Below are 18,174 nucleotides of genomic sequence, written 5' to 3'. Positions count from 1 at the left end.
TCAGGGACGATGGCCCCCTCCGGCCCTGGGTTTTTCCACCGGCGACGCCCAGCTGCCTCGGCCCAGGGCCACCACCTGCTGGATGTCGGCCTCCGGCACCGCTGCCAGGTCACCCAACTCCAGCGGGTCATAGTGGAACGCGTAAAGCCGGGAGGCAAACTCGGCGATCGGCAGGGAGGCTTCGCCCCGCAGCTCGCCGTGGCTTCGGATGGAGCAGGTGATGCCCTGGCCCCAGTCCTGGCCACTGTCGTTGTTGGGGTTGAAGAAGTACACCCGCATCTCGTTGCTGGGGCTGAGCGCCACCCGCAGGATGGTAATGGCATGGCGACCGACATAGCGGGCCGCACTGTCGGTCACCGCAATACCGGCCGGCTGGGGGTGGATGACCGGCATATGGCCATTGTAGTAGGGGTGGTAGCTGGCGTAGAAATGCCGCACGAAGCCTTCGTAATCCCGCACCTCACCGGTGTGGATGTCCGCCACCACCCGGAAGCCGTGGCTGACCCACCAGCCATAGAACTCCGGGTTGATCCAGCGGTGGGCGTCGTCGTCACGACCCTCGCAGCGGCGCCACATCTCGCCGTAGATGCGGTCCATGTGGGGGATCAGGATCAGCGACACCGGATCCACATCCACCGGGGTGTCCTTCACCAGACCCGGAGCCAGGTTCTTGGACGACACCGCATGGCCCTCGAAACGGGTCAGCACCTCGTTGTCCCGCGCCGCCCAGGCCAGCACCTGAAGCAGGTAGTCCGCCTCGTGCGCCGCCCACATGGATAGACCGATGGCAGACTGGCAGCTGGGGTTGTTGCCCTGACCCACCCCCAAGGGTTGACCCAGCAGGTTGAGCACACCCGCCAGCAGGAAGACCCGCGGCGGCTGGGCATCACCGAAGGCGGAGGCCAGTACTTCGGAGGTTTCCCGGGACAGCGGCAGCTTGATCTGGCGCCAGAGTGCCTGTGCCGTCTGCTGGTTAAACAGTGAGCCCCGCTCCAGCATCATGGTGAGGCCGTAGACGGCCTGGCAGGTCTCCGGAAAGATGGCCTCGTCGATCAGCGTCAGCACCAGTTCGTGATAGCAGTAGAAATCGTCAAGCCCGGTCATGGTCAGCCCCAGCACCGCGGAAATATGGCGGTCGTCGCCGATGCGACGCAGATGCCGAAGCATGACGGCATGGTAGGCGGAGGCCAGGCCGGTCTCGTGCATGTTGCGGGCCAGGTGGCGGGCCTCCTCCGCCAGCGCCCTGGTGTCCATCTCCAGGAGTCGCTCCAGATAGACGGCCAGCCCCGGGTCATCGGCGCTGGCCGGGGTCGGGGCGAACAGGGCCCGTACCAGACGGCTGGCCTCGGTGGTGGCACTGGTCTTTAGCCTGGGGTCGTACAGGCATTTGGCGATCTGCCCGATCATGTCGCAGATGCTGTCCACCTGCACCGGGCCCTGGTCCAGCAGGCGCCAGACCTCCGCCACCAGGCTGTCCAGCAGGTCGTGGTAGCCAAGGTGGGAAATCAGGTACTGGTATAGCTGCTGGACAATGATACCCAGCTGCTTGGGACGCTCCCGGTCCGCTTCCGTCATCTGACCGGACAGCAGGTCCAGGTTGAGGGCCATGACCTGGGTCAGGAAATGCCGGGCCTGCTCCGCCGATATGCCGGGGTGGAAATAGTCCCCGGACACCACCGCCAGCAGGCGGATCTCGCTAAGGGCCTCCACCACCGTCGTGACCGGGCCTGCCTCCCGCAGTGAATAGCGGGCCAGGGCCGGCTGCAGGATGGCGGGCTGGGACCAGTCGCTGGTGCCGAAGATACCGGCGGATTCCAGCGCCGCCACCCGGCGGTAGAGGGCATCGAAGCCGCCGGGCAGCGTCATCAGCTGCCGTGAGCGCTCCAGCAGGGCAAGGCTGGAGGCCTTGGGGTCCCGCTTGCGGGCCAGGGCGAACTCCCCCAGGGCCGCGTCGAACTGCAGCAGGACCGGGCTGAGGGATGGGTTACGCTGGCTTTGGCCCATACGGCGGGCTCCTTTTCCGGGGGATGGGTGACATCCTTTTGGTGGAGATCCTGCGCCACCGTATGGTGGCATGGCAATCGGTACAAAACGAAATCCGCAGGCGGCAAGAAACGGATGGAAAACCGTGCCGGCTCCCGGTAAAACCATGGCATACAGCAACAGGAGTTCAAGCCATGACTTCGCACCGGGATCCCAACCCCAATACTGCCGCCATGCCTGTGAGGGGCACGGCCACGGGTACGGAATGCCTGGCCCGGGTGGCCCGCTACCTCGAGTCTTATCCGGATGAGCGCCACACCCTGGCCAGTCTGGGTGCGCTTGTGGGGCTGTCGGCCTCCCGCCTGCAGCGTCGGTTCAAGGCGGCATTCGGAGTGTCGCCCCGGGCCTACCAGGATGGCCTCCGGATGGCCCGGTTGCGAGCCTCCCTGAAGGCCGGGGAGGGCGTCACCGATGCCATTTTTGGCGCCGGCTATGGCTCGGTCAGCCGGGTCTATGGTGAGGCCACCCGCTCCCTGGGCATGGCGCCCCGGCGCTATCGCGAGGGCGGCAGGGGCGAGACCGTCCACTACGCCTGCCGTATGACCGCTCTGGGGCCGCTGTTAATGGCAGCCACCGCCCGTGGCGTCTGCTTCGCCCAGTTCGGCGATACCGAAACCGAGTTGCGCCAGCGCCTGGCAGCGGAATTTCCCGCCGCCCGGATCGAACCCGCGGGCGCCGATGCAACCCCCGAACTGGATGACTGGGTCGCCGCGCTGGACGCCCACCTGAGTGCCAGCGCTCCCTGTCCCCAATTGCCGCTGGACCTGCGGGGTACCGCCTTCCAGGTCCAGGTCTGGCAGTGCCTGCAGGGCATCCGGGAGGGCGAGGTGATCAGCTACAGCGAACTGGCCCGGCGCCTGGGCCGACCGCGGGCGGTACGGGCGGCGGCCTCGGCCTGCGCCGCCAACCGGATCAGTGTTCTGGTGCCCTGCCACCGCGTGCTGCGGGGCGATGGCGGGCTAGGCGGTTATCGCTGGGGGCTGGAGCGCAAACGAGCGCTGCTGGCGGCCGAGGGTCGGGGTTGCTGAGTGAAGCTGTCGATTTGGGCCAAAAGCAGGCTTTTTCCCTGATCAGGGTCCAGAGTCTGCAACCGTGTTTCTGTTTGTAACGTTCTGTAAGTCGAACATAACAAGAACGACTCGGGCGTTGCCGTGGCTTGGCCGGGTCCACAAACGGAGAACACCATGTCCTCAAGCGTATCGCAACATGCCTTTGCCCGTTTAGGGCTGAACCTTTCCATGATTATGCTGGTCGGCTCGCTGGCGGCCTGTGGTGGTGCAGGCGGGGAGCCCGCCGGGGAGGAGCAGGCTCTGGCAGCGGGGCAGGCGCAGGCCTGTGAACGACGTCCTGACGGTTCTTTCGATAATCCCGGGGCACAGTGCGGCGATGGCCAGACTCCACAGCCCGCCCGGTCTCCGGAGGCTGTAACTCCACCAGCGATCTCCTGTAACGATGATCAGAATCTGACTGGAGGCCGCAGTTATCCGGTTTACCTGGAGTCTGCCAGCGCAGAGACCATTGCCTTTCAGGTCTTGGAACCGATCGGTGGTATCGATTGCGCCAATGGCCATCCGCTGGTGCTTCATGGTCACGGTTTTGGCGGCTCCCGCAGCCTTGAGGGGTTCGATGCCTATCGGCAAGCCGGTTTTACGGTCATTTCCATAGACCAGCGCGGCTTTGGCGAGAGTACTGGTACGGTACGGGTCATGGACCCGGAGTTCGAGGGGCGGGACCTGATCCAGATTTTGGACTGGGCAGAGGCGAACCTGGACTATCTGCGGGTGCGCGAAGAGCCGGACCTGCCGTCAGAGCTCAATCCCAATCTCGTGGTGGGCGCCATAGGCGGCAGTTATGGTGGCGGCTTCCAGTTACTGCTGCATGGCCAGGATCCGCGTCAACGCATGGACGCCATGGTTCCGGACATCACCTGGCATGACCTGCGTTATAGCCTCAACCCCGGGAACGTGATCAAGACTGGCTGGGATCTGCTGCTGGTCGCCGGTGGCGAAACCGGTTCAGTGGGCAACGGGAACAGCGGGCTTGACCCCATAATCCGCGAAATCCTGGCTCAGGGCGCGGCCACCAACCGCTTCCCGCAGGAGGGACTGGATTTCTTCTATTACCACAGCCCGGCCTATCGCTGCAGCGGCACTGAAATCGAGCCGCCGGCTCTGTCTGGACTGGTGGCCGCCCAGATCGATCCGCCGGCCTACGATGTACCGCCGGTGGCCTACGCACCTGTGGATGTACTGCTGACACAGGGCATGAAGGATACCCTCTTCAATTTCAATGAGGCCTGGCGCAATTTCGAGTGTCTGAAGGCTTTGGGTGGTGATGTCCGGCTTATGACCCATCAAAGCGGTCATATTCTTCCGCTGGAGGCACCGGATGAGGCCCAGCCGGCCACCTATCTGGATCCGACGGCCGGGCTGCTGGAAATTCCGGGCTTCCAGGGACCCGCCGGGACCTTCGCTTGCGGCGAGGTTTCCATTTCACAGGCGACACTGGACTTTCTGCGCCACAAACTGGCGGACGAAGCTTTGCCAGGTTATTTCGACGGTTCTGATACCGCTGCCTGTATGAGTACGGACAGCGGCGACGCAGTCAAGATCGCCTACGACCAATTCCCGGCGCCAGCTCAGGCTGGCGGATTGCTGGCGGGTCCGTTCACGGTGAACAGGACTGTGTCGACAGCGACACCGGTAGCCGTTGGTTACGAGGCCGTTGCCACCGCAGCAGTGACGCCCACCGCACTGGTCCTTGGCCAGGCGGGAGCGGACGGTGCCGTTCTGGCCGGCATTGGCAGCGCCGAACTCACCGTAGCCGATCTGCTGGGTCGGACCGCCTGCCCGGATGGCCTGCCGGAGGGCAGCCCGGGTTGTGATCCGATTATTTTTATTGGCCTGGGTAAACGGTCTGAAGATGACAGCGCCTGGACCCTGATTGACGATCAGATCAAACCGCTCCGTGGCCTGAAACAGGCGGCTGCCGTGGAACTGGTGGGTGTTGCCGAACAGCTGGCAGCAGGCGACCAGTTGGCCCTGCTGGTTTATGGCTTTCACCCGCAGTATCCGGCCAGCTGGTCCCGGGACGCGCTGGTACCTTTCGTCAATGTCTCGGGGGATGTACAGCTACCGGTGGTTGCCGGCAACCTGATCGAATCCAGGCTGCCGTAGCCTGCAGGCGGCATTTCTGGCGGTTCCGGGTTGATCTCGGAGCTGCGGCCGAACCATGGTATAAAAAGCGAGGTGACAGCAAGCGGCAGCGCGGAGCGCCCGATGACCGAGCAACAACTTGACCGACAGGTACTGGCCTCCTGGCAACGCAACGCCGTGCCCTGGGCGCAGGCGGTGCGTGAAGGCAGTATTGCCAGCCGCCGGACGGTAACCGATCAGGCCATTGTCTCCGCCATTCTGGCGAAAAACCCCGCCTCCCTGCTGGACATCGGCTGTGGCGAGGGTTGGCTGGCGAGGGCGCTGGCTGCCGAGGGTGTCCGGGTCACCGGCGTTGATGCCATCGCGGAACTGGTGGCCCAGGCCCGCGCGCTCGGGGGCGGCGATTTCCTGGTCTGTGCCTACGGCGAGCTGGAGGCGGCGGCGCTGCCGGTCTGCGACCTGGCGGTCTGCAATTTCTCGCTGATCGGCAAAGAGTCCGTGGAGGCGGTGTTCCGACAGGTGAGGGGACTGCTGCGCCCGGGCGGGCATGTGTTGGTACAGACCCTGCACCCGGTCACCGCCTGCGGCGACCAGCCCTATCAGGACGGCTGGCGGGAGGGCTCCTGGGCCGGCTTTGACGGCGGCTTTGTCGATCCGCCGCCCTGGTACTTCCGGACCCTGGCAGGCTGGCAGGCCCTGTTCGACCGCTTTGGCTATACCTGCCTTGAGCTGGCGGAACCCCGTCGCGCCGCCGGCGAACCGCCGCTATCGGTCATCTTCACCCTCGGGCTTTGATACCTCCCGGAACCAGTCTGCATAGGGTGTGTTCCTGACCAGGTGCCGGTTATAGTCCGGCGCGCCATCCTGCCACCAGACCTCGCCGCGTTCCCCCAGGGCCACCTTGGCCTCGTGAACCCGTTTGCGGGCCTGCTCCAGGGCGCCGGGGTCGTCATCGGACTTGGCATCCCTGACCGCCCGCCGTGCCGACATCAGCTCCCGCGTCAGTTGCTGGCGCTCGGCCTCGGGCAGGTGTGGGTTGGCAGCCCGCCAAAGCCGCCCCCGAACCACGATGTAGCGCCCATCCGGCGTCTTCAGGGCTGACATGCCTTGCCCTCAGTGCAAGAACGGGAAAAGGCCTTATAAGCATTATTCTTCATATCTGTTTAAACGTGGAGCAATAACCACTAGCATGGTGAATGAGGGTTCAGATTTCAGCACTCAAGACCTCTCGGCCATGGGAGTGAGATACGTGATCAGTCCCCAGAGGGATCTGGCAGATCCGGGTTTGACCGGCCGGGCCTACGAGGATGGCCTGCCGGTATTCTATCGTCTCGAGCAACCGCTCCCGGGGCCCTACGAGCGATTGTGCCTACCCTGGCTGGTGGTCATTTCCTGGCCCTACGACGGTTCCGGGAACGAGGGCATGCCCAGCGCTGAGGACAACCTCCGCATGTTCGAACTGGAGGACCTGATCGAGGAAGAGGTGGCCACTCCCAACGCCCTTCGCCACGTCTACAGCCGGACCGGCAACCACCTCAAGGAACTGGTGTACTACCTGCGCAATCGGGACGAGTTCCTGTTCCGCTTCAATCAGGTGATGTCGGGCCGTTCCCGGTTTCCCATCGACCTGCACTTCTTTGAGGACGAGGACTGGCAGGACTTCCGGGAACTGCTGGCCGCCTTCGAACAGAGCCACTGACGTCGATCCGCCGCTCCTGCCGGCCCCTCCGAGTCGCCACTTTTGCGACCAACCTCCTGCCATTTCGCCGGCCAGGCGCTAAACTGCTGCCACCGCCAGCAACAGGATGACACCATGAAAGCACTTGTGTACCGGGAATTCGGATCTGCCGACTGCCTTGAGTGGAGCGGCCATTGGCAGCAGCCGGAGGTGGCGCCCGGCTGTGTCCTGGTCCGGACCCGGGCCGGCAGCGTCAACCCCAAGGACGTGCTGCTGCGCAAGGGTATGTTCAGCCGCACCCTGGCCCGGGACCCTCTGCCCCGGATCTCGGGGCTGGACGCTGCCGGTGAAGTGATTGCCGTGGCGAAGGACGTCTCCGGCTACCGGGTGGGGGACCGGGTCTTTGGCATGACCAACCATTTCGCCGGTGGCGTTCACGCCGAGGTCTGCCGGTTCCACCACAGTGAGCTAGCCCGAATGCCCCAGGGGCTATCCTTCAGCGCCGCCGCGGCTGTTCCCCTGGCGGCGCAGACCGCGCTCCAGGCCTTGCGGGATTGCGCCGACCTGCAACCGGGAGAACGGGTGCTGATCAACGGTGCCAGCGGCGGCGTGGGGCACTTTGCGGTGCAGATCGCCAAGGCCCTGGGGGCGGAGGTCCATGGCGTCTGCGGTCCCGACAACGTCGGTTTTGTGGAGTCTCTGGGTGCAGATGCGGTTTACAGTTACAGGGAGCAGCCGGCCCACAAGGTGTCGCTGGCCTTCGATGTGGTGTTCGATGTCTTCGGTAAGCTTTCCCGCCCCGCCTTTACCCGCCAGCTCGGCCGCAGGGGCATCTACATCAGTACCGTGCCCAAGCTGGCCACGTTCCTCGGCGAGGGCCTGGCCCGTGCCGGCATCAGCAACCGCAGCCGATTGGTGGAGGTGAGGTCACGACACGAGGATCTGGTGGTGCTGGCTGGCTGGATCGAGGAGGGCAATCTGGTGCCCCACGTGGAGAAAACCTTCCCGGTGACCGCCGCCGCCGAGGCCCATCGGCACGTGGAGACCAAACACACCACCGGCAAGGTCTGCATCGAGTTCTGAGCCGGCAGCCTCAGGGCTGGCGATCGCCCTGGAGCTGTGCCAGGAGTTCGCTGCTGCGCTGGTGCCACCGGCTGAGTGTCTGCTGCCACTGCTGTCGCTCAGCACTGAATTCCTGGCCCAGGCCGTCCAGCGCCTGTCCGGTCTGCGCCAGTACCTGGCTGCCTTCGGCGACGGCCTGGAGGTCGGCGTCCCGGAGTTGGTCACGCTGCTGCTCCAGCTCAAGCACCGCCTGATTGAGGGTGCGCTTGTCTTCCGCCGAGGCATCCGGGTGTTGTTTCAGGGCCTCCTCCATCGAGCGGGACAGATCCTCCAGGGTCTCTTCCAGCAGCTGACTGTACTCGTCCATCAGGATCTCAAGGCGCTCATTGGCGGTCTGGGCCAGGCGCTCAAGCTCCCGGGCCATGGCTTCCATATCCTGGGCCGCCTGGTCTGACTGCTGCTCGAAACGCTGGCTCAAATCCTTGCTCAGCGCCTCCAGCCTGCCCATGAAACGCTGCAAGCCGGTGCCGGAGCTGAGGCTGTCGCCGGTGCGGTAATAATCCACCTGCCACTGCTGATTCACCTGGACCAGGTGGGTGGTGGCCTCCAGCCCATCGGCGGGGGCCTGGGGCAGGCCCTGAACCACGATATCGACACTGGCGGTGTCGCCCTCGATCACCACCCGGCCATAGGTGACGGTGGCGGCCTGCCAGTCCCGCTCGAAGGCATCGTAGGCGCCTTCGTTAACCAGGGTGGAAAGTTCGGCGGCCTGCTCGGCATCGCCGGCAATCACCGCCTGCCAGAAGCTCTCGGTGACGGACTGTGGGGTTTCCGGGCGGCTGCAGCCGGTCAGCAGCAGGGCGGCCACAACAAGGGCCAGGGTAACGGCGGGCTTGATCATTCACTCAGTCCTGTCTTTGGGTATCAGCCACGGGCTGTTTGGGCTCTGGGTCTCGTGCCTTTGCATGGTACACCAGTCAGCGGAATTGCCACTCCGAAAACAGGGTGGGGCCGGTGACTTCCAGGCCCAGCGCCCGCAGCCAGTTGGCCATCACTTCGTTGGACTGGTGCATGAACCAGTAGTCCTTGGGGTAGGGCACAAACTCCAGCTGATACAGGGGCTGGAACTTGCGGGTGTCAGCGGTTTCGAAGTATCCGTCCAGCCGGCGGCGCAGTGCCGCCACCCGACTGGCGGGCACGGCAAAACCTGTGGCCTCGACATAGCCCTCCGGAATGCCGGGCACCGGGCGATTGTCCTGCGGAGGCCCTGCCAGCCGGCCACGGCCAATGGCGGCCCGGGTCGGCCAGAGGATGGCCTGAAGAGCCCGCCAGACGCCTTTTTCATTGAGGGCGTACCAGCGCCACTCGCCGTGGCTGTAGCGCAGCCAGCCCTCGTCCTGTGCCGGCAGCACCAGGCTGGCGTGGCGACCATGGTTGACCAGGAAGGCGCGGGTAGCCGAGGGCGGCTGATCCGGCACCGTTACCCGGTTGGCGCAGCCGGCAAGCCCTGCCACCAGGCCAACAACCAGCAAGCCGAGAACCACTCGTGGCCCGAGTCGGCGGGCCGGCTCCCGGTCATCGGCGTGGGGTGTCGGGTAAACCCGGCGCCGGCATTCCATGGGTCAGGCGGCCCGTTTCTGCTCGAACCAGTCCTTGGTGCCGCCCTCGTAGTCGTAGACCTGGGTGAATCCCGCATCCTCGAGTTTTTTGGCGGCCTTGGGGGAAGCGTCGCACTCGAAGTTGGCGCAGTACACCACGATCTTGCGCTGTTTGGATCCCGCTATGGATTCCACTTTATCAACGAAATCATCGTCATCTACGGGAATATTGATGGAAGTCCGAATATGCTTCTCGTTGAATTTCTCACGCGGCAGCACGTTGATCAGGACGAAATCCTCGTGCTCGGTTTCGTTCATGGTTTTCAGGTCATCACGGGTGATCGATTTCATGGCGGCCTCCTGTGCTTGGCGAATCGATGGCAAACCCGGAGCGCCGGCATCTCCCAGCCGTCGCCCAACGCGAAACTGCGCTGCTAAGCCGGGCCATACGACGATTTGTGTTCCTTGTTTGCGGATTTCAACCGCAGCCGGCAAGGAGCGAGGGTGGTCATCGCCCGGGGCATCTGCCGGCTGACCCGCGACGGCCGATTGTGCCGGCCGCCGGCATCTTCTAGGCTGAAGGTATGCAAAGCCCCAAGTCCGTTTTCCAGCGTCTCACCGCGCGCATGGAGCCCTGGGTATTCCTGCCGGCCGGTACCCTGGCGATCTTCTTCGTCGCGTTTTCCGCGATCTTTACCAATACGGCCGCGCAGGTATTCCAGGCGTTGCAGTCCGGCATCGTCCAGCAGCTGGGCTGGTTCTACATCCTGGCCGCCACTGTGCTGCTGGTGGCAGTGGTTGCCCTGGCCTGTGGCCGCTTCGGCAGGGTCCGGCTGGGGGGCGACGACACCCGCCCCGAGTTCGGTAACCTGACCTGGTTCGCCATGCTGCTGAGTGCCGGCATGGGCATCGGCATCGTGTTCTTTGGTGCCGCCGAGCCCATGGAACATTTCATCAATCCGCCGGAAGGAGAAGGTGGCCAGCCCGGGGCCATCAAGGAGGCGATGCGGTATACCTTCTTCCACTGGGGTCTGCATCCCTGGGCCATCTATTGCGCCATTGCCTTGCCCCTGGCCTATTTCCATTTTCGCCGCGGCCTGCCGCTGGCACCCCGCTCGCTCCTGTACCCGCTGCTGGGAGAGCGGATCCATGGCGGTATCGGTCATGCCGTCGATACCCTGGCGGTGCTGGGCACCCTGTTTGGTGTTGCCACCTCGCTGGGTCTGGGGGCCATGCAGATCAATGCCGGCCTGGCCAAGCTACTGGGCCTGCCCCAGGGAGTGGGGCCCCAGTTGCTGCTGATTGCCGGCATTACGCTTGTGGCCACCATCTCGGTGGTCACCGGCCTGCACCGGGGTATCCGTTTCCTCAGCCAGTTCAACATCGGGCTGCTGGTCTTCATGTTCTTCTTCGTACTGGCCTTTGGTCCCACGGTCTTCGTGCTGGAGGTGTTCCTGGAGGGGCTGGGGTATTACCTGCAGAAACTGCCCCTCACCAGTCTGCAGACCGATCCGACGGTGGACGGCGGCTGGCAGGCCAGCTGGACCCTGTTCTACTGGAGCTGGTGGATCGCCTGGGCTCCATTCGTGGGGGTGTTCGTGGCGCGGATTTCCAAGGGCCGCACCATCCGGGAGTTCGTCTTTACCGCGCTGCTGGTGCCCAGCCTGGGCGGGGCTCTGTGGTTCTCGGTGCTGGGCGGAACCGGCATCCATACCGAACTGTTTGGTGGCGGCGGTGTCGCCGAGCAGGTGCAGGAAAATCACGCCCTGTCCCTCTACCTGATTCTCGAACGCCTGCCCCTGGCGCCCCTGACCTGGGCGCTGGCCACGGTGCTGACGGTGATCTTCTTTGTCACTTCCTCGGACTCCGGCTCGCTGGTCAACGACATGATCAGTTCCGGCGGCCACCGCCACCCACCGAAGGCTCAGCGGCTGTTCTGGGCCATCACCGAGGGCGTAGTGGCGGCGGTGCTGCTGTATGCCGGCGGCCTGCAGGCCTTGCAGACCGCCTCCCTGACCACCGGCCTGCCGATGGCGGTGTTCCTGCTGGTGGCCGTCTGGGGGCTGTTCCGGGCCCTGGCCCGGGACGAGGAGGGCTCACGCTGACGGCGACGCCGGCGTTGTCGAAACAACGGGAACAGGCGAGGATAGGCCACCGATTTAAACCCCGCAGGGGTAACAGACGGGAAAGGGCATGACGGCTCGACGGATCATTGTTCTGTGTCTTCTGGGTCTGGTCCTGCTGCTGGCGCTTGCCGGTTTCGCCGGCCATCAGGCCTGGCGCGCCTGGCTGACTGGCCACGACATCGAGCGGTTTGACTGGCAGGGTCTGGATGCAGGCCTGGGCGGTCTATCCGTCGAACGCCTGGAGGTTCACCAGCAGCAAGGCGACAGCACCCGGACGGCGCAGCTTGGCAACATCAGGCTGAGCTGGGACTGGCGCTGGCCGCTGCCGCAATTGATGGCGGTGCGGGTGGAGCGGCTGGAAATGGCGCTGGACCCGGCGGCCACCGCATCGGAGCCCGCCGGCGCGCCGCCGCAGCTGCCCGGTAAGGCCCCGTTCTGGCTGCCCAGGCAAGTGGTCATCGACGATTTCCGGCTCCGGCTACCCTGTGCCACCGATCACTGCCAACTGGCGGGCTCGGTCCGTCTGGAGCGTGCCGAGGCGCTGCTGCCGGCGAATCTGGACCTGACCCTCAACCGCGACGGCCACCGCCTGGCGCTTGTGGCAAAGGTGGCCGGCCAAGTGCCGCAACAGATGGATCTGGAGGCCAGTCTCCGACTCGATGGCGAGCCCTATCTCCATCTCACCAGCACCTACCGGGGGCAGGAGGGCGGTCAGGGCGTGGACTGGTCCGGTGTGGCGGATATGCCGGCCCTGCCCACAGCGGACTGGGTGCTGCAGTGGCTGGCACAATGGCAGCCGCTGCCGGACCTGGCCCTGCCGCCGACCAACACCGAAGCCAGTCTCTCGGCCCAGTGGCAACTGGCGGCGGCAAGCCCGGGGGAACTGCTCCGGCCCGAGACCGGCGACCTGCAGTTGCGGTTCCGCCTGCCGCAGCCCTGGCCGGTGCCCGGCGTGGCCGCCGTAAAGGGGGACCTGGCAGCCCATCTGACGGCCAGCGAAGGCCAGTGGGCGGCGCAAAGCCTGGATGCTGACCTGACCCTGGATCAGCCGGCGGACTGGGTCAACCGGCTGCCGGAGCTGATCCGTCCGGAGCGGATCGCCATGACCCTCCACTCGCGGGAGAGCGATGAACCACCGGCCGGGACCCTGCCGCTGCAACTGAGTCTGACCACAGGTGGCCCCACGCCTGTCACCCTGGTATCAGAGCTGGCACTGGCGACGGAGCCGCCGTGGCAGCTGGAGCTGGCCGCCAGCCGGTTGCAGGCCAGCCGTTCGCAACTGGTTCTGGGGGACGTGACGCTGGCGCAGCCGGCGGTCGACCTGCGGTTCCGCGGCCGTATTGACGAGGGCCAGCTGGCGTTGCGGCTGGGGGCGTCCTCCCGCCTGACATTCGGCGGCGTGAGAACAGCTGATCACGCCTCCGCCCTGGCCGCCGGGCGCACCATCCTGGCGCTGGCCGGCCAGGAACTCACCGCCAGCTACGATACCGGGGCCGGTCACCTGGGGCAGGCCAGCCTCAAGGGTCCGGTCACCCTGCAACTTGACCAGGTCCGCCACCCGGTCCTGAAGATCCAGGCCTGGCAGGGGCAAGGGCGGCTGGCGCTGGATCTGGAGCGGCTGGCCAGTACCCTGAGGCTGTCGGCCGCCAGTGGTCTGGCGGCGGATCTTGCCCTCAGCTACGTCTTCGGCGACAGCCTGGTCCTGGACGCCCGCACCAGCGCGGCGGCAACGGCGGCATCACGGCAGTTGTCCGGCCTGCTGACAGACTGGCCCGACACCCTGGCCCTGGAGGCCGGTCAGGTAGTGGCGGAAGCCAGCCTGCAGCAGGGGCCGGGCCGGCCTCAGGTGGTTTCCGGTCACCTCCAGCTGGAGGGTCTGGCGGGCACCTGGGATCGAACCGCCTTCACCGGTCTGGCCGGCAAGCTCAACGGCCACCTGGAGGCCGGCCGTTTCAGTATCGGCAGTGATGATCTGACAGCGAGGGAAATCAATCCCGGTGTGCCGGTGGGGCCGCTGGACCTGGCGGGCACCCTGAGTGGCCCTGCCGATCAGCCCGCAACGGGGCAGCTGGTTCTGGAGCGGGCGGTGGCGGAGTTTCTCGGTGGCCAGCTGCGGGTACCGTCGGGGCAATGGTCACTGTCCGCCATGCCATTGCGGGTTCCGCTGGAGCTGGAGCGCCTGGAACTGTCCCGGCTGATGGAGCTGTATCCGGCCGAGGGTCTGTCGGGAACCGGGACCCTGAGCGGCCGGGTTCCGGTGCTGATCACCGGCGAGGGCATACGGGTGGAGCAGGGCCGGGTGACGGCGCTGGCGCCCGGCGGTGTGCTGAAGCTGCCGGCGGAGCGGATACCCGGCATCGGCCAGGGCGGTCAGGGTGGCCAGGCCATGGAGCTGATTGCCCAGGCGTTAAAAAACTTCCACTATTCCGTACTCAACAGCACGGTAGACTATGATCAGGATGGGTCGCTGAATCTTGGCTTGCGGCTGGAGGGTCGCAATCCCGAGGTCCGGGATGGTTACCCCATCGTGCTGAACATCGACTTGCAGGAGAACCTGCCGGCGCTGCTGACCAGTCTGCAGCTCAGCGGGCGGGTCAACGAGGCGGTGACCGAGCGGGTCCGGGAACTGGTACGCCAGCAGGGCGGCATTCCCAACAACTGAGGCCCCGACCCATGAATCAGGATGGCCGGCGCCCCTCGGCGCCCACCAGGAGGAGTCTGCCTTATGGCATCTAATCAAACCAGGGATCCCGTGCACCGGGGCCGAGTGATGGCGGTGCCGTTGCTGGCGCTGCTGATGGCGGCCTGCACGCCCACCGTGCAGATGGCGGCGCCGAAAGAGCCCATTACGGTCAACCTGAACGTCAAGATCCAGCACGAGATCTACGTCAAGGTGGACCGGGATGTGGAGGAGATGTTCAGCGAGAAGGGCCTGTTCTGATGACAATCCGACCGGTGAAGGAGTGGCAAATGAACGCACTGGCAAGAATGACCGCACTGTTGCTGATGATTCTGGTCAGCCTGCCGGCCATGGCCATGACCCTGGAAGAAGCCAAGGCACAGCTGGACGATGTCAAGCGAGAGGGTCTGGTGGGAGAGAAGCCCACCGGCTACCTTGGCGTGGTGAGACAGGGCGATAACGCCAAAGAGATCGTCGAGACCATCAACCAGGCCCGGCGCCAGGAATACGTCCGCATCGCCGAGAAGCACGACATCGCCGTGACCAAGGTGGAATCCGTGGCGGGTAAGAAGGCGGTGGAGAAAACACCCCAGGGCCAGTATGTGGAGATTGACGGTAATTGGGTGAAGAAGTGAAGGAGGCCGGCACCCGGGTCCGGGTGCCGGCGATTGGCCGGGTTGGCTGAGGGTTACTCCCAGATCACCTTGCCGGACCGTTTGTACCAGTCGTCCATCTTGCCGGCGTAGTGCTGCTCGATCACGTTGCGCTTGATCTTCATCGTGGGGGTCAGCATGCCGTTTTCCATGGTCCAGGGGTCCTTGACCACCACCGCGAAGGCGAGCTTTTCGTGGGCCTCGCTTTCGGCATTGACCGAATCCAGCTCCTCCGCCAGTTCCCGCTCCAGCTTCGCCCGGTCACCACCGCGCTCGATGTCGGCACGGGCTTCGTCGGAAAGCAGCAGCAGGGCGCAGGGCTGGCTCTGGTTGGAGCCGGCCACACAGACCACTTCCACCTTGGGATGGTTGAAGCGGCTCTCGATGGGAACCGGCACCACATACTTGCCCTTGGAGGTCTTGAACAGATCCTTGACCCGGCCGGTGATTCGCATGAAACCATCCTTGTCGATTTCACCCATATCGCCGGTGCGCAGGAAGCCGTCCTCGGTCACGTCCTCCCGGGTTTTTTCCTCGTTCTTGAAGTAGCCCAGCATCTGGCCGGGACTCTTCACCAGCACCTCACCACCCTCACCGATGCGCTGCTCGACACCCGGGTTGGGTACCCCGACGGTGCCCACCTTGGCCTGGCCCGGGCGGTTGCAGTGGGAATAGCCGAAGTTCTCCGACATGCCGTAGACCTCCAGCAGCTCCAGGCCCAGGTTGCGGTACCAGGCGATGATCTCGGGCGCCAGCGGCGCGGCCCCGGTCAGGGCGGCACGGGTATGGTCCAGGCCCAGCTGCTTCAGTACCTTCTTCTTCACCAGTCGGTTGAGCACCGGGATGTTGAACAGGATCTTCTGTTTCTTGGGCGGCAGCTTGTCGTTGATGGCCAGATAGAATTTCATCCACAGCCTCGGCACCGAGAAGAACAGGGTCGGCCGGGCCCGCTGCAGGTCTTCCTGGAAGGTGTCCAGGGAGTTGGCAAAGTAGAGGTGGAAGCCGTAGTAGAGCGACTGGGTTTCCACCGCGGCACGCTCTGCCACATGGGCCAGCGGCAGGTAGGACAGCATGCGCTCGTCCTGACTGACCGGGAACAGCTGCTGGAGACCGTCGGCCACCGAGATCATGGTGCGGAAACTGTGCATCACGCCCTTGGGTTTGCCGGTGCTGCCTGAGGTGTAGACGATGGTGGCCAGGCTGTCCGGGTCCGGCAGTACCGGTTTTGCGGGCTCGGTGCGGCCGGTGATTTCCTTCCACTGCGGGGTGTCCTGGCGCGGTGACATGGGCAGTGAGATGATGGGCAGGTCGCCGGGCAGATGGCCCTTGATATCGTTCCAGCCATCGGCGGTGCCATCCATCTTGCCCAGGAACAGCAGCTTGGCCTCACTGTGCTCCAGCACGTAGGCGGCGGTCTCGCCGTTGAGTGTGGGATAGAGCGGCACCGAGACATGGCCGGCGGACCAGATCGCCAGGTCCGACAGGATCCAGTGGGCGCTGTTCCGGCCCAGGATGGCAATGTTGCTGGCCTTGGGCAGGTCCATGGCCATCAGGTGGGCCGCCATACGGGCCACCTCATCGGCGGCCTGGCGCCAGGTCAGCTCTTCAACATGGCCATCGGGAAAGGGTTGGGTCAGGTAGGGACGGTCCGGTGTTTTTTCCGCCCAGTAGTAGAGGCAATGGACGGACGTCTGCTTTTCTTTGGCAATCGACATGGATAATGATCTCTTTGTTGTTATGGTCGGGGATAACCCCGTTCACTCGCGATATTTCAGAGCCATCTTTGCCAGTATAGCCAGCATTTGGAGCCCTTTTCCATGATTTTCCCCCGCTTTTCCGGGCCCGGCCGGCAATGGGCCAGGGCGCTTTTTTTGGCCGCCCTGACCCTGAGCGCGGGGCTGCAGACCGGGGCCGCAAGCCCGGCTCCGGCTGGCCCGGCAACCCTTGCTCTCAGTGACCGCCAACTGGTCTGGGTCGGCAACCGGATCTTCCAGAACGAGTGCGCCGGCAAGCGTACCTGCCTGGTGCACTGGAACCAGGGGGAGGCTTTTCCCTCGCTGGGGATCGGGCATTTCATCTGGTACCCCGCCGGCGTGGCCGGCCGTTTCACGGAGAGTTTTCCAGATCTTGTGCGGTTCCTGTCCGCCCGGGGGCAGCCGCTACCGGGCTGGTTGAGCCAGCTGGAGCCGCTGGATGCCCCCTGGCCGGACCGAAATACGTTTCTGGCGGAGCAGGACGGCGAGCGGGCTGAGTCCCTGCGCCGGTTCCTGGCGGATAGCCAGGGACTGCAGGCGGAATTCATGTTCCAGCGGGCAAGACGGGCCCTGGACCGGGTCGTGTCGGCCACAGAAGATGGGCAGCGAGCGGCGATCGAGGCGGATCTTGCCGAACTGGCGAGCACGCCGGGTGGGGTCTACGCGCTGATCGACTACGTCAACTTCAAGGGCGAGGGTCTGGCGGAGGGCGAGCGCTATCAGGGCCAGGGCTGGGGTCTGAAACAGGTTCTGGAAACCATGGCTGAGCAGGACAGCGGCACGGCGCTGCAACGGTTCCGGCAGGCCGCTGCCGAGGTTCTGACCCGGCGGGCCGAAAACGCCAGCCAGGCCATCGAGCGTGAGCGCTGGCTGCCGGGCTGGCTGAAACGGGTGGACACCTACCGGGAGTAGGGTCACTGATCCTGTCCCGCTGATGTTCTGCCGGCAGCCACCGCCCCGGCATGCCGCCGGACCGGGTTCCGGAGTGGCTACTTGAGCCGCTCGGGGAGCTGCTTGCGAAGTTCCCGGGCATCCATGCTGGCCAGGTCCTTGTTGATTTCCTCCACCACAACCGACTTGAGTGCCGGTTTCATCTGGTGACGGAGCTCACCGAGAAATTTCGGCGGCGCCACCACGTAGAGTTTTTCCAGCGAGCCCTCGGCGCGTTCCTTGTCCAGTTTGTCGGTGATGCTGCGGGCAAAGCGCTGGATCTCCACTTCCTTGGGATCACTGGCTTCATCCACCACGCTGCGGCTGTCCTTGGCATGAGAGGTCTGCTCGCCGCGGCTGTCGCTGACCAGCTCGCGAGAGTACATCCGGCCTTCCGGATTGACATCCTCCGCCAGTTCGATGAGTTCACCGGTAGGGCTGTCCACCCGGAAATAACGGGCCTTGCTGGCATCGGCCACGACAACCCGGACATTG

The 18,174-nt window shown here is 64.9% G+C and carries 17 protein-coding genes; 10 read left to right on the top strand and 7 right to left on the bottom strand.

The window, feature by feature from the left end; all coding sequences use genetic code 11:
* Positions 1–2,004 (bottom strand): hypothetical protein, encoded by a 2,004-nt coding sequence (locus R3280_RS04655; protein WP_318997415.1) that lies wholly within the window; start codon positions 2,002–2,004, stop codon positions 1–3.
* A 173-nt stretch (positions 2,005–2,177) separates the two neighbouring features.
* On the opposite strand from R3280_RS04655, the gene R3280_RS04650 reads away from it, so the two are divergent.
* The 3 genes from R3280_RS04650 to R3280_RS04640 all read left to right on the top strand — a co-directional run bounded on the left by R3280_RS04650 (position 2,178) and on the right by R3280_RS04640 (position 5,993).
* Positions 2,178–3,071 carry a methylated-DNA--[protein]-cysteine S-methyltransferase gene (locus R3280_RS04650; protein ID WP_318997414.1) on the top strand — a complete coding sequence of 298 codons (894 nt, stop codon included), beginning with the start codon at positions 2,178–2,180 and terminating at the stop codon, positions 3,069–3,071.
* A 504-nt stretch (positions 3,072–3,575) separates the two neighbouring features.
* Positions 3,576–5,219 (top strand): alpha/beta fold hydrolase, encoded by a 1,644-nt coding sequence (locus R3280_RS04645; RefSeq protein WP_318997413.1) that lies wholly within the window; start codon positions 3,576–3,578, stop codon positions 5,217–5,219.
* A gap of 102 nt (positions 5,220–5,321) precedes the next feature.
* On the top strand, positions 5,322–5,993 hold the full coding sequence (locus tag R3280_RS04640; protein ID WP_318997412.1) for a class I SAM-dependent methyltransferase: 672 nt from the start codon (positions 5,322–5,324) through the stop codon (positions 5,991–5,993).
* Here R3280_RS04640 and R3280_RS04635 read toward each other — a convergent pair.
* Positions 5,964–6,302 (bottom strand): hypothetical protein, encoded by a 339-nt coding sequence (locus R3280_RS04635; protein WP_318997411.1) that lies wholly within the window; start codon positions 6,300–6,302, stop codon positions 5,964–5,966. The genes R3280_RS04640 and R3280_RS04635 overlap by 30 nt on opposite strands.
* A gap of 145 nt (positions 6,303–6,447) precedes the next feature.
* On the opposite strand from R3280_RS04635, the gene R3280_RS04630 reads away from it, so the two are divergent.
* Both R3280_RS04630 and R3280_RS04625 read left to right on the top strand, forming a co-directional pair.
* Positions 6,448–6,897, top strand: coding sequence for a DUF695 domain-containing protein (locus tag R3280_RS04630; protein ID WP_318997410.1), 450 nt, complete (start codon positions 6,448–6,450; stop codon positions 6,895–6,897).
* Between the two features lie 114 nt (positions 6,898–7,011).
* Positions 7,012–7,959 (top strand): NAD(P)-dependent alcohol dehydrogenase, encoded by a 948-nt coding sequence (locus tag R3280_RS04625; protein WP_318997409.1) that lies wholly within the window; start codon positions 7,012–7,014, stop codon positions 7,957–7,959.
* 10 nt (positions 7,960–7,969) lie between these two features.
* Here R3280_RS04625 and R3280_RS04620 read toward each other — a convergent pair whose 3' ends face one another.
* From R3280_RS04620 to R3280_RS04610, 3 genes are all read right to left on the bottom strand, one after another.
* Positions 7,970–8,839, bottom strand: coding sequence for a hypothetical protein (locus R3280_RS04620; protein WP_318997408.1), 870 nt, complete (start codon positions 8,837–8,839; stop codon positions 7,970–7,972).
* Positions 8,840–8,915: 76 nt separating this feature from the next.
* On the bottom strand, positions 8,916–9,470 hold the full coding sequence (locus R3280_RS04615) for a hypothetical protein (protein WP_318997407.1): 555 nt from the start codon (positions 9,468–9,470) through the stop codon (positions 8,916–8,918).
* 90 nt (positions 9,471–9,560) lie between these two features.
* On the bottom strand, positions 9,561–9,887 hold the full coding sequence (locus R3280_RS04610) for a rhodanese-like domain-containing protein (protein WP_318997406.1): 327 nt from the start codon (positions 9,885–9,887) through the stop codon (positions 9,561–9,563).
* A gap of 233 nt (positions 9,888–10,120) precedes the next feature.
* On the opposite strand from R3280_RS04610, the gene R3280_RS04605 reads away from it, so the two are divergent.
* The 4 genes from R3280_RS04605 (at position 10,121) to R3280_RS04590 (ending at position 14,977) form a co-directional block, all read left to right on the top strand.
* Complete coding sequence (locus R3280_RS04605; RefSeq protein WP_318997405.1) at positions 10,121–11,641, top strand: BCCT family transporter; 1,521 nt, start codon at positions 10,121–10,123, stop codon at positions 11,639–11,641.
* Between the two features lie 88 nt (positions 11,642–11,729).
* A complete protein-coding gene (locus R3280_RS04600) occupies positions 11,730–14,324 on the top strand; it encodes a YdbH domain-containing protein (RefSeq protein ID WP_318997404.1) in 2,595 nt (864 codons plus the stop codon).
* A 108-nt stretch (positions 14,325–14,432) separates the two neighbouring features.
* Complete coding sequence (locus R3280_RS04595; protein ID WP_318997448.1) at positions 14,433–14,603, top strand: YnbE family lipoprotein; 171 nt, start codon at positions 14,433–14,435, stop codon at positions 14,601–14,603.
* A 29-nt stretch (positions 14,604–14,632) separates the two neighbouring features.
* Positions 14,633–14,977 (top strand): YdbL family protein, encoded by a 345-nt coding sequence (locus tag R3280_RS04590; RefSeq protein WP_318997403.1) that lies wholly within the window; start codon positions 14,633–14,635, stop codon positions 14,975–14,977.
* Positions 14,978–15,030: 53 nt separating this feature from the next.
* Here the strand turns inward: R3280_RS04590 and R3280_RS04585 are convergent, their stop codons facing one another.
* A complete protein-coding gene (locus R3280_RS04585; RefSeq protein ID WP_318997402.1) occupies positions 15,031–16,710 on the bottom strand; it encodes an AMP-binding protein in 1,680 nt (559 codons plus the stop codon).
* 156 nt (positions 16,711–16,866) lie between these two features.
* On the opposite strand from R3280_RS04585, the gene R3280_RS04580 reads away from it, so the two are divergent.
* The gene (locus R3280_RS04580) at positions 16,867–17,661 is read left to right on the top strand and encodes a hypothetical protein (protein WP_318997401.1); all 795 of its coding nucleotides are present in this window, start codon (positions 16,867–16,869) and stop codon (positions 17,659–17,661) included.
* 77 nt (positions 17,662–17,738) lie between these two features.
* On the opposite strand, the gene R3280_RS04575 is transcribed toward R3280_RS04580, so the two are convergent.
* On the bottom strand, positions 17,739–18,174 hold a 436-nt coding region (locus R3280_RS04575; protein ID WP_318997400.1), incomplete at its 5' end, for a host attachment protein.

The organism is Marinobacter sp. (assembly GCF_033722195.1).
In the GTDB taxonomy this organism is placed as follows: Bacteria; Pseudomonadota; Gammaproteobacteria; order Pseudomonadales; family Oleiphilaceae; genus Marinobacter.
The sequence above is the reverse complement of the archived record's forward strand: the minus strand, read 5'-3'. Positions and strand labels throughout refer to the sequence as shown.

Coding starts and splice junctions, on each gene's coding strand:
- R3280_RS04655 (WP_318997415.1), bottom strand. CDS start 2,004: ATGGGCCAAAGCCAGCGTAACCCATCCCTCAGCCCGGTCCTGCTGCAG.
- R3280_RS04650 (WP_318997414.1), top strand. CDS start 2,178: ATGACTTCGCACCGGGATCCCAACCCCAATACTGCCGCCATGCCTGTG.
- R3280_RS04640 (WP_318997412.1), top strand. CDS start 5,322: ATGACCGAGCAACAACTTGACCGACAGGTACTGGCCTCCTGGCAACGC.
- R3280_RS04635 (WP_318997411.1), bottom strand. CDS start 6,302: ATGTCAGCCCTGAAGACGCCGGATGGGCGCTACATCGTGGTTCGGGGG.
- R3280_RS04625 (WP_318997409.1), top strand. CDS start 7,012: ATGAAAGCACTTGTGTACCGGGAATTCGGATCTGCCGACTGCCTTGAG.
- R3280_RS04620 (WP_318997408.1), bottom strand. CDS start 8,839: ATGATCAAGCCCGCCGTTACCCTGGCCCTTGTTGTGGCCGCCCTGCTG.
- R3280_RS04610 (WP_318997406.1), bottom strand. CDS start 9,887: ATGAAATCGATCACCCGTGATGACCTGAAAACCATGAACGAAACCGAG.
- R3280_RS04605 (WP_318997405.1), top strand. CDS start 10,121: ATGCAAAGCCCCAAGTCCGTTTTCCAGCGTCTCACCGCGCGCATGGAG.
- R3280_RS04600 (WP_318997404.1), top strand. CDS start 11,730: ATGACGGCTCGACGGATCATTGTTCTGTGTCTTCTGGGTCTGGTCCTG.
- R3280_RS04595 (WP_318997448.1), top strand. CDS start 14,433: ATGGCGGTGCCGTTGCTGGCGCTGCTGATGGCGGCCTGCACGCCCACC.
- R3280_RS04590 (WP_318997403.1), top strand. CDS start 14,633: ATGAACGCACTGGCAAGAATGACCGCACTGTTGCTGATGATTCTGGTC.
- R3280_RS04585 (WP_318997402.1), bottom strand. CDS start 16,710: ATGTCGATTGCCAAAGAAAAGCAGACGTCCGTCCATTGCCTCTACTAC.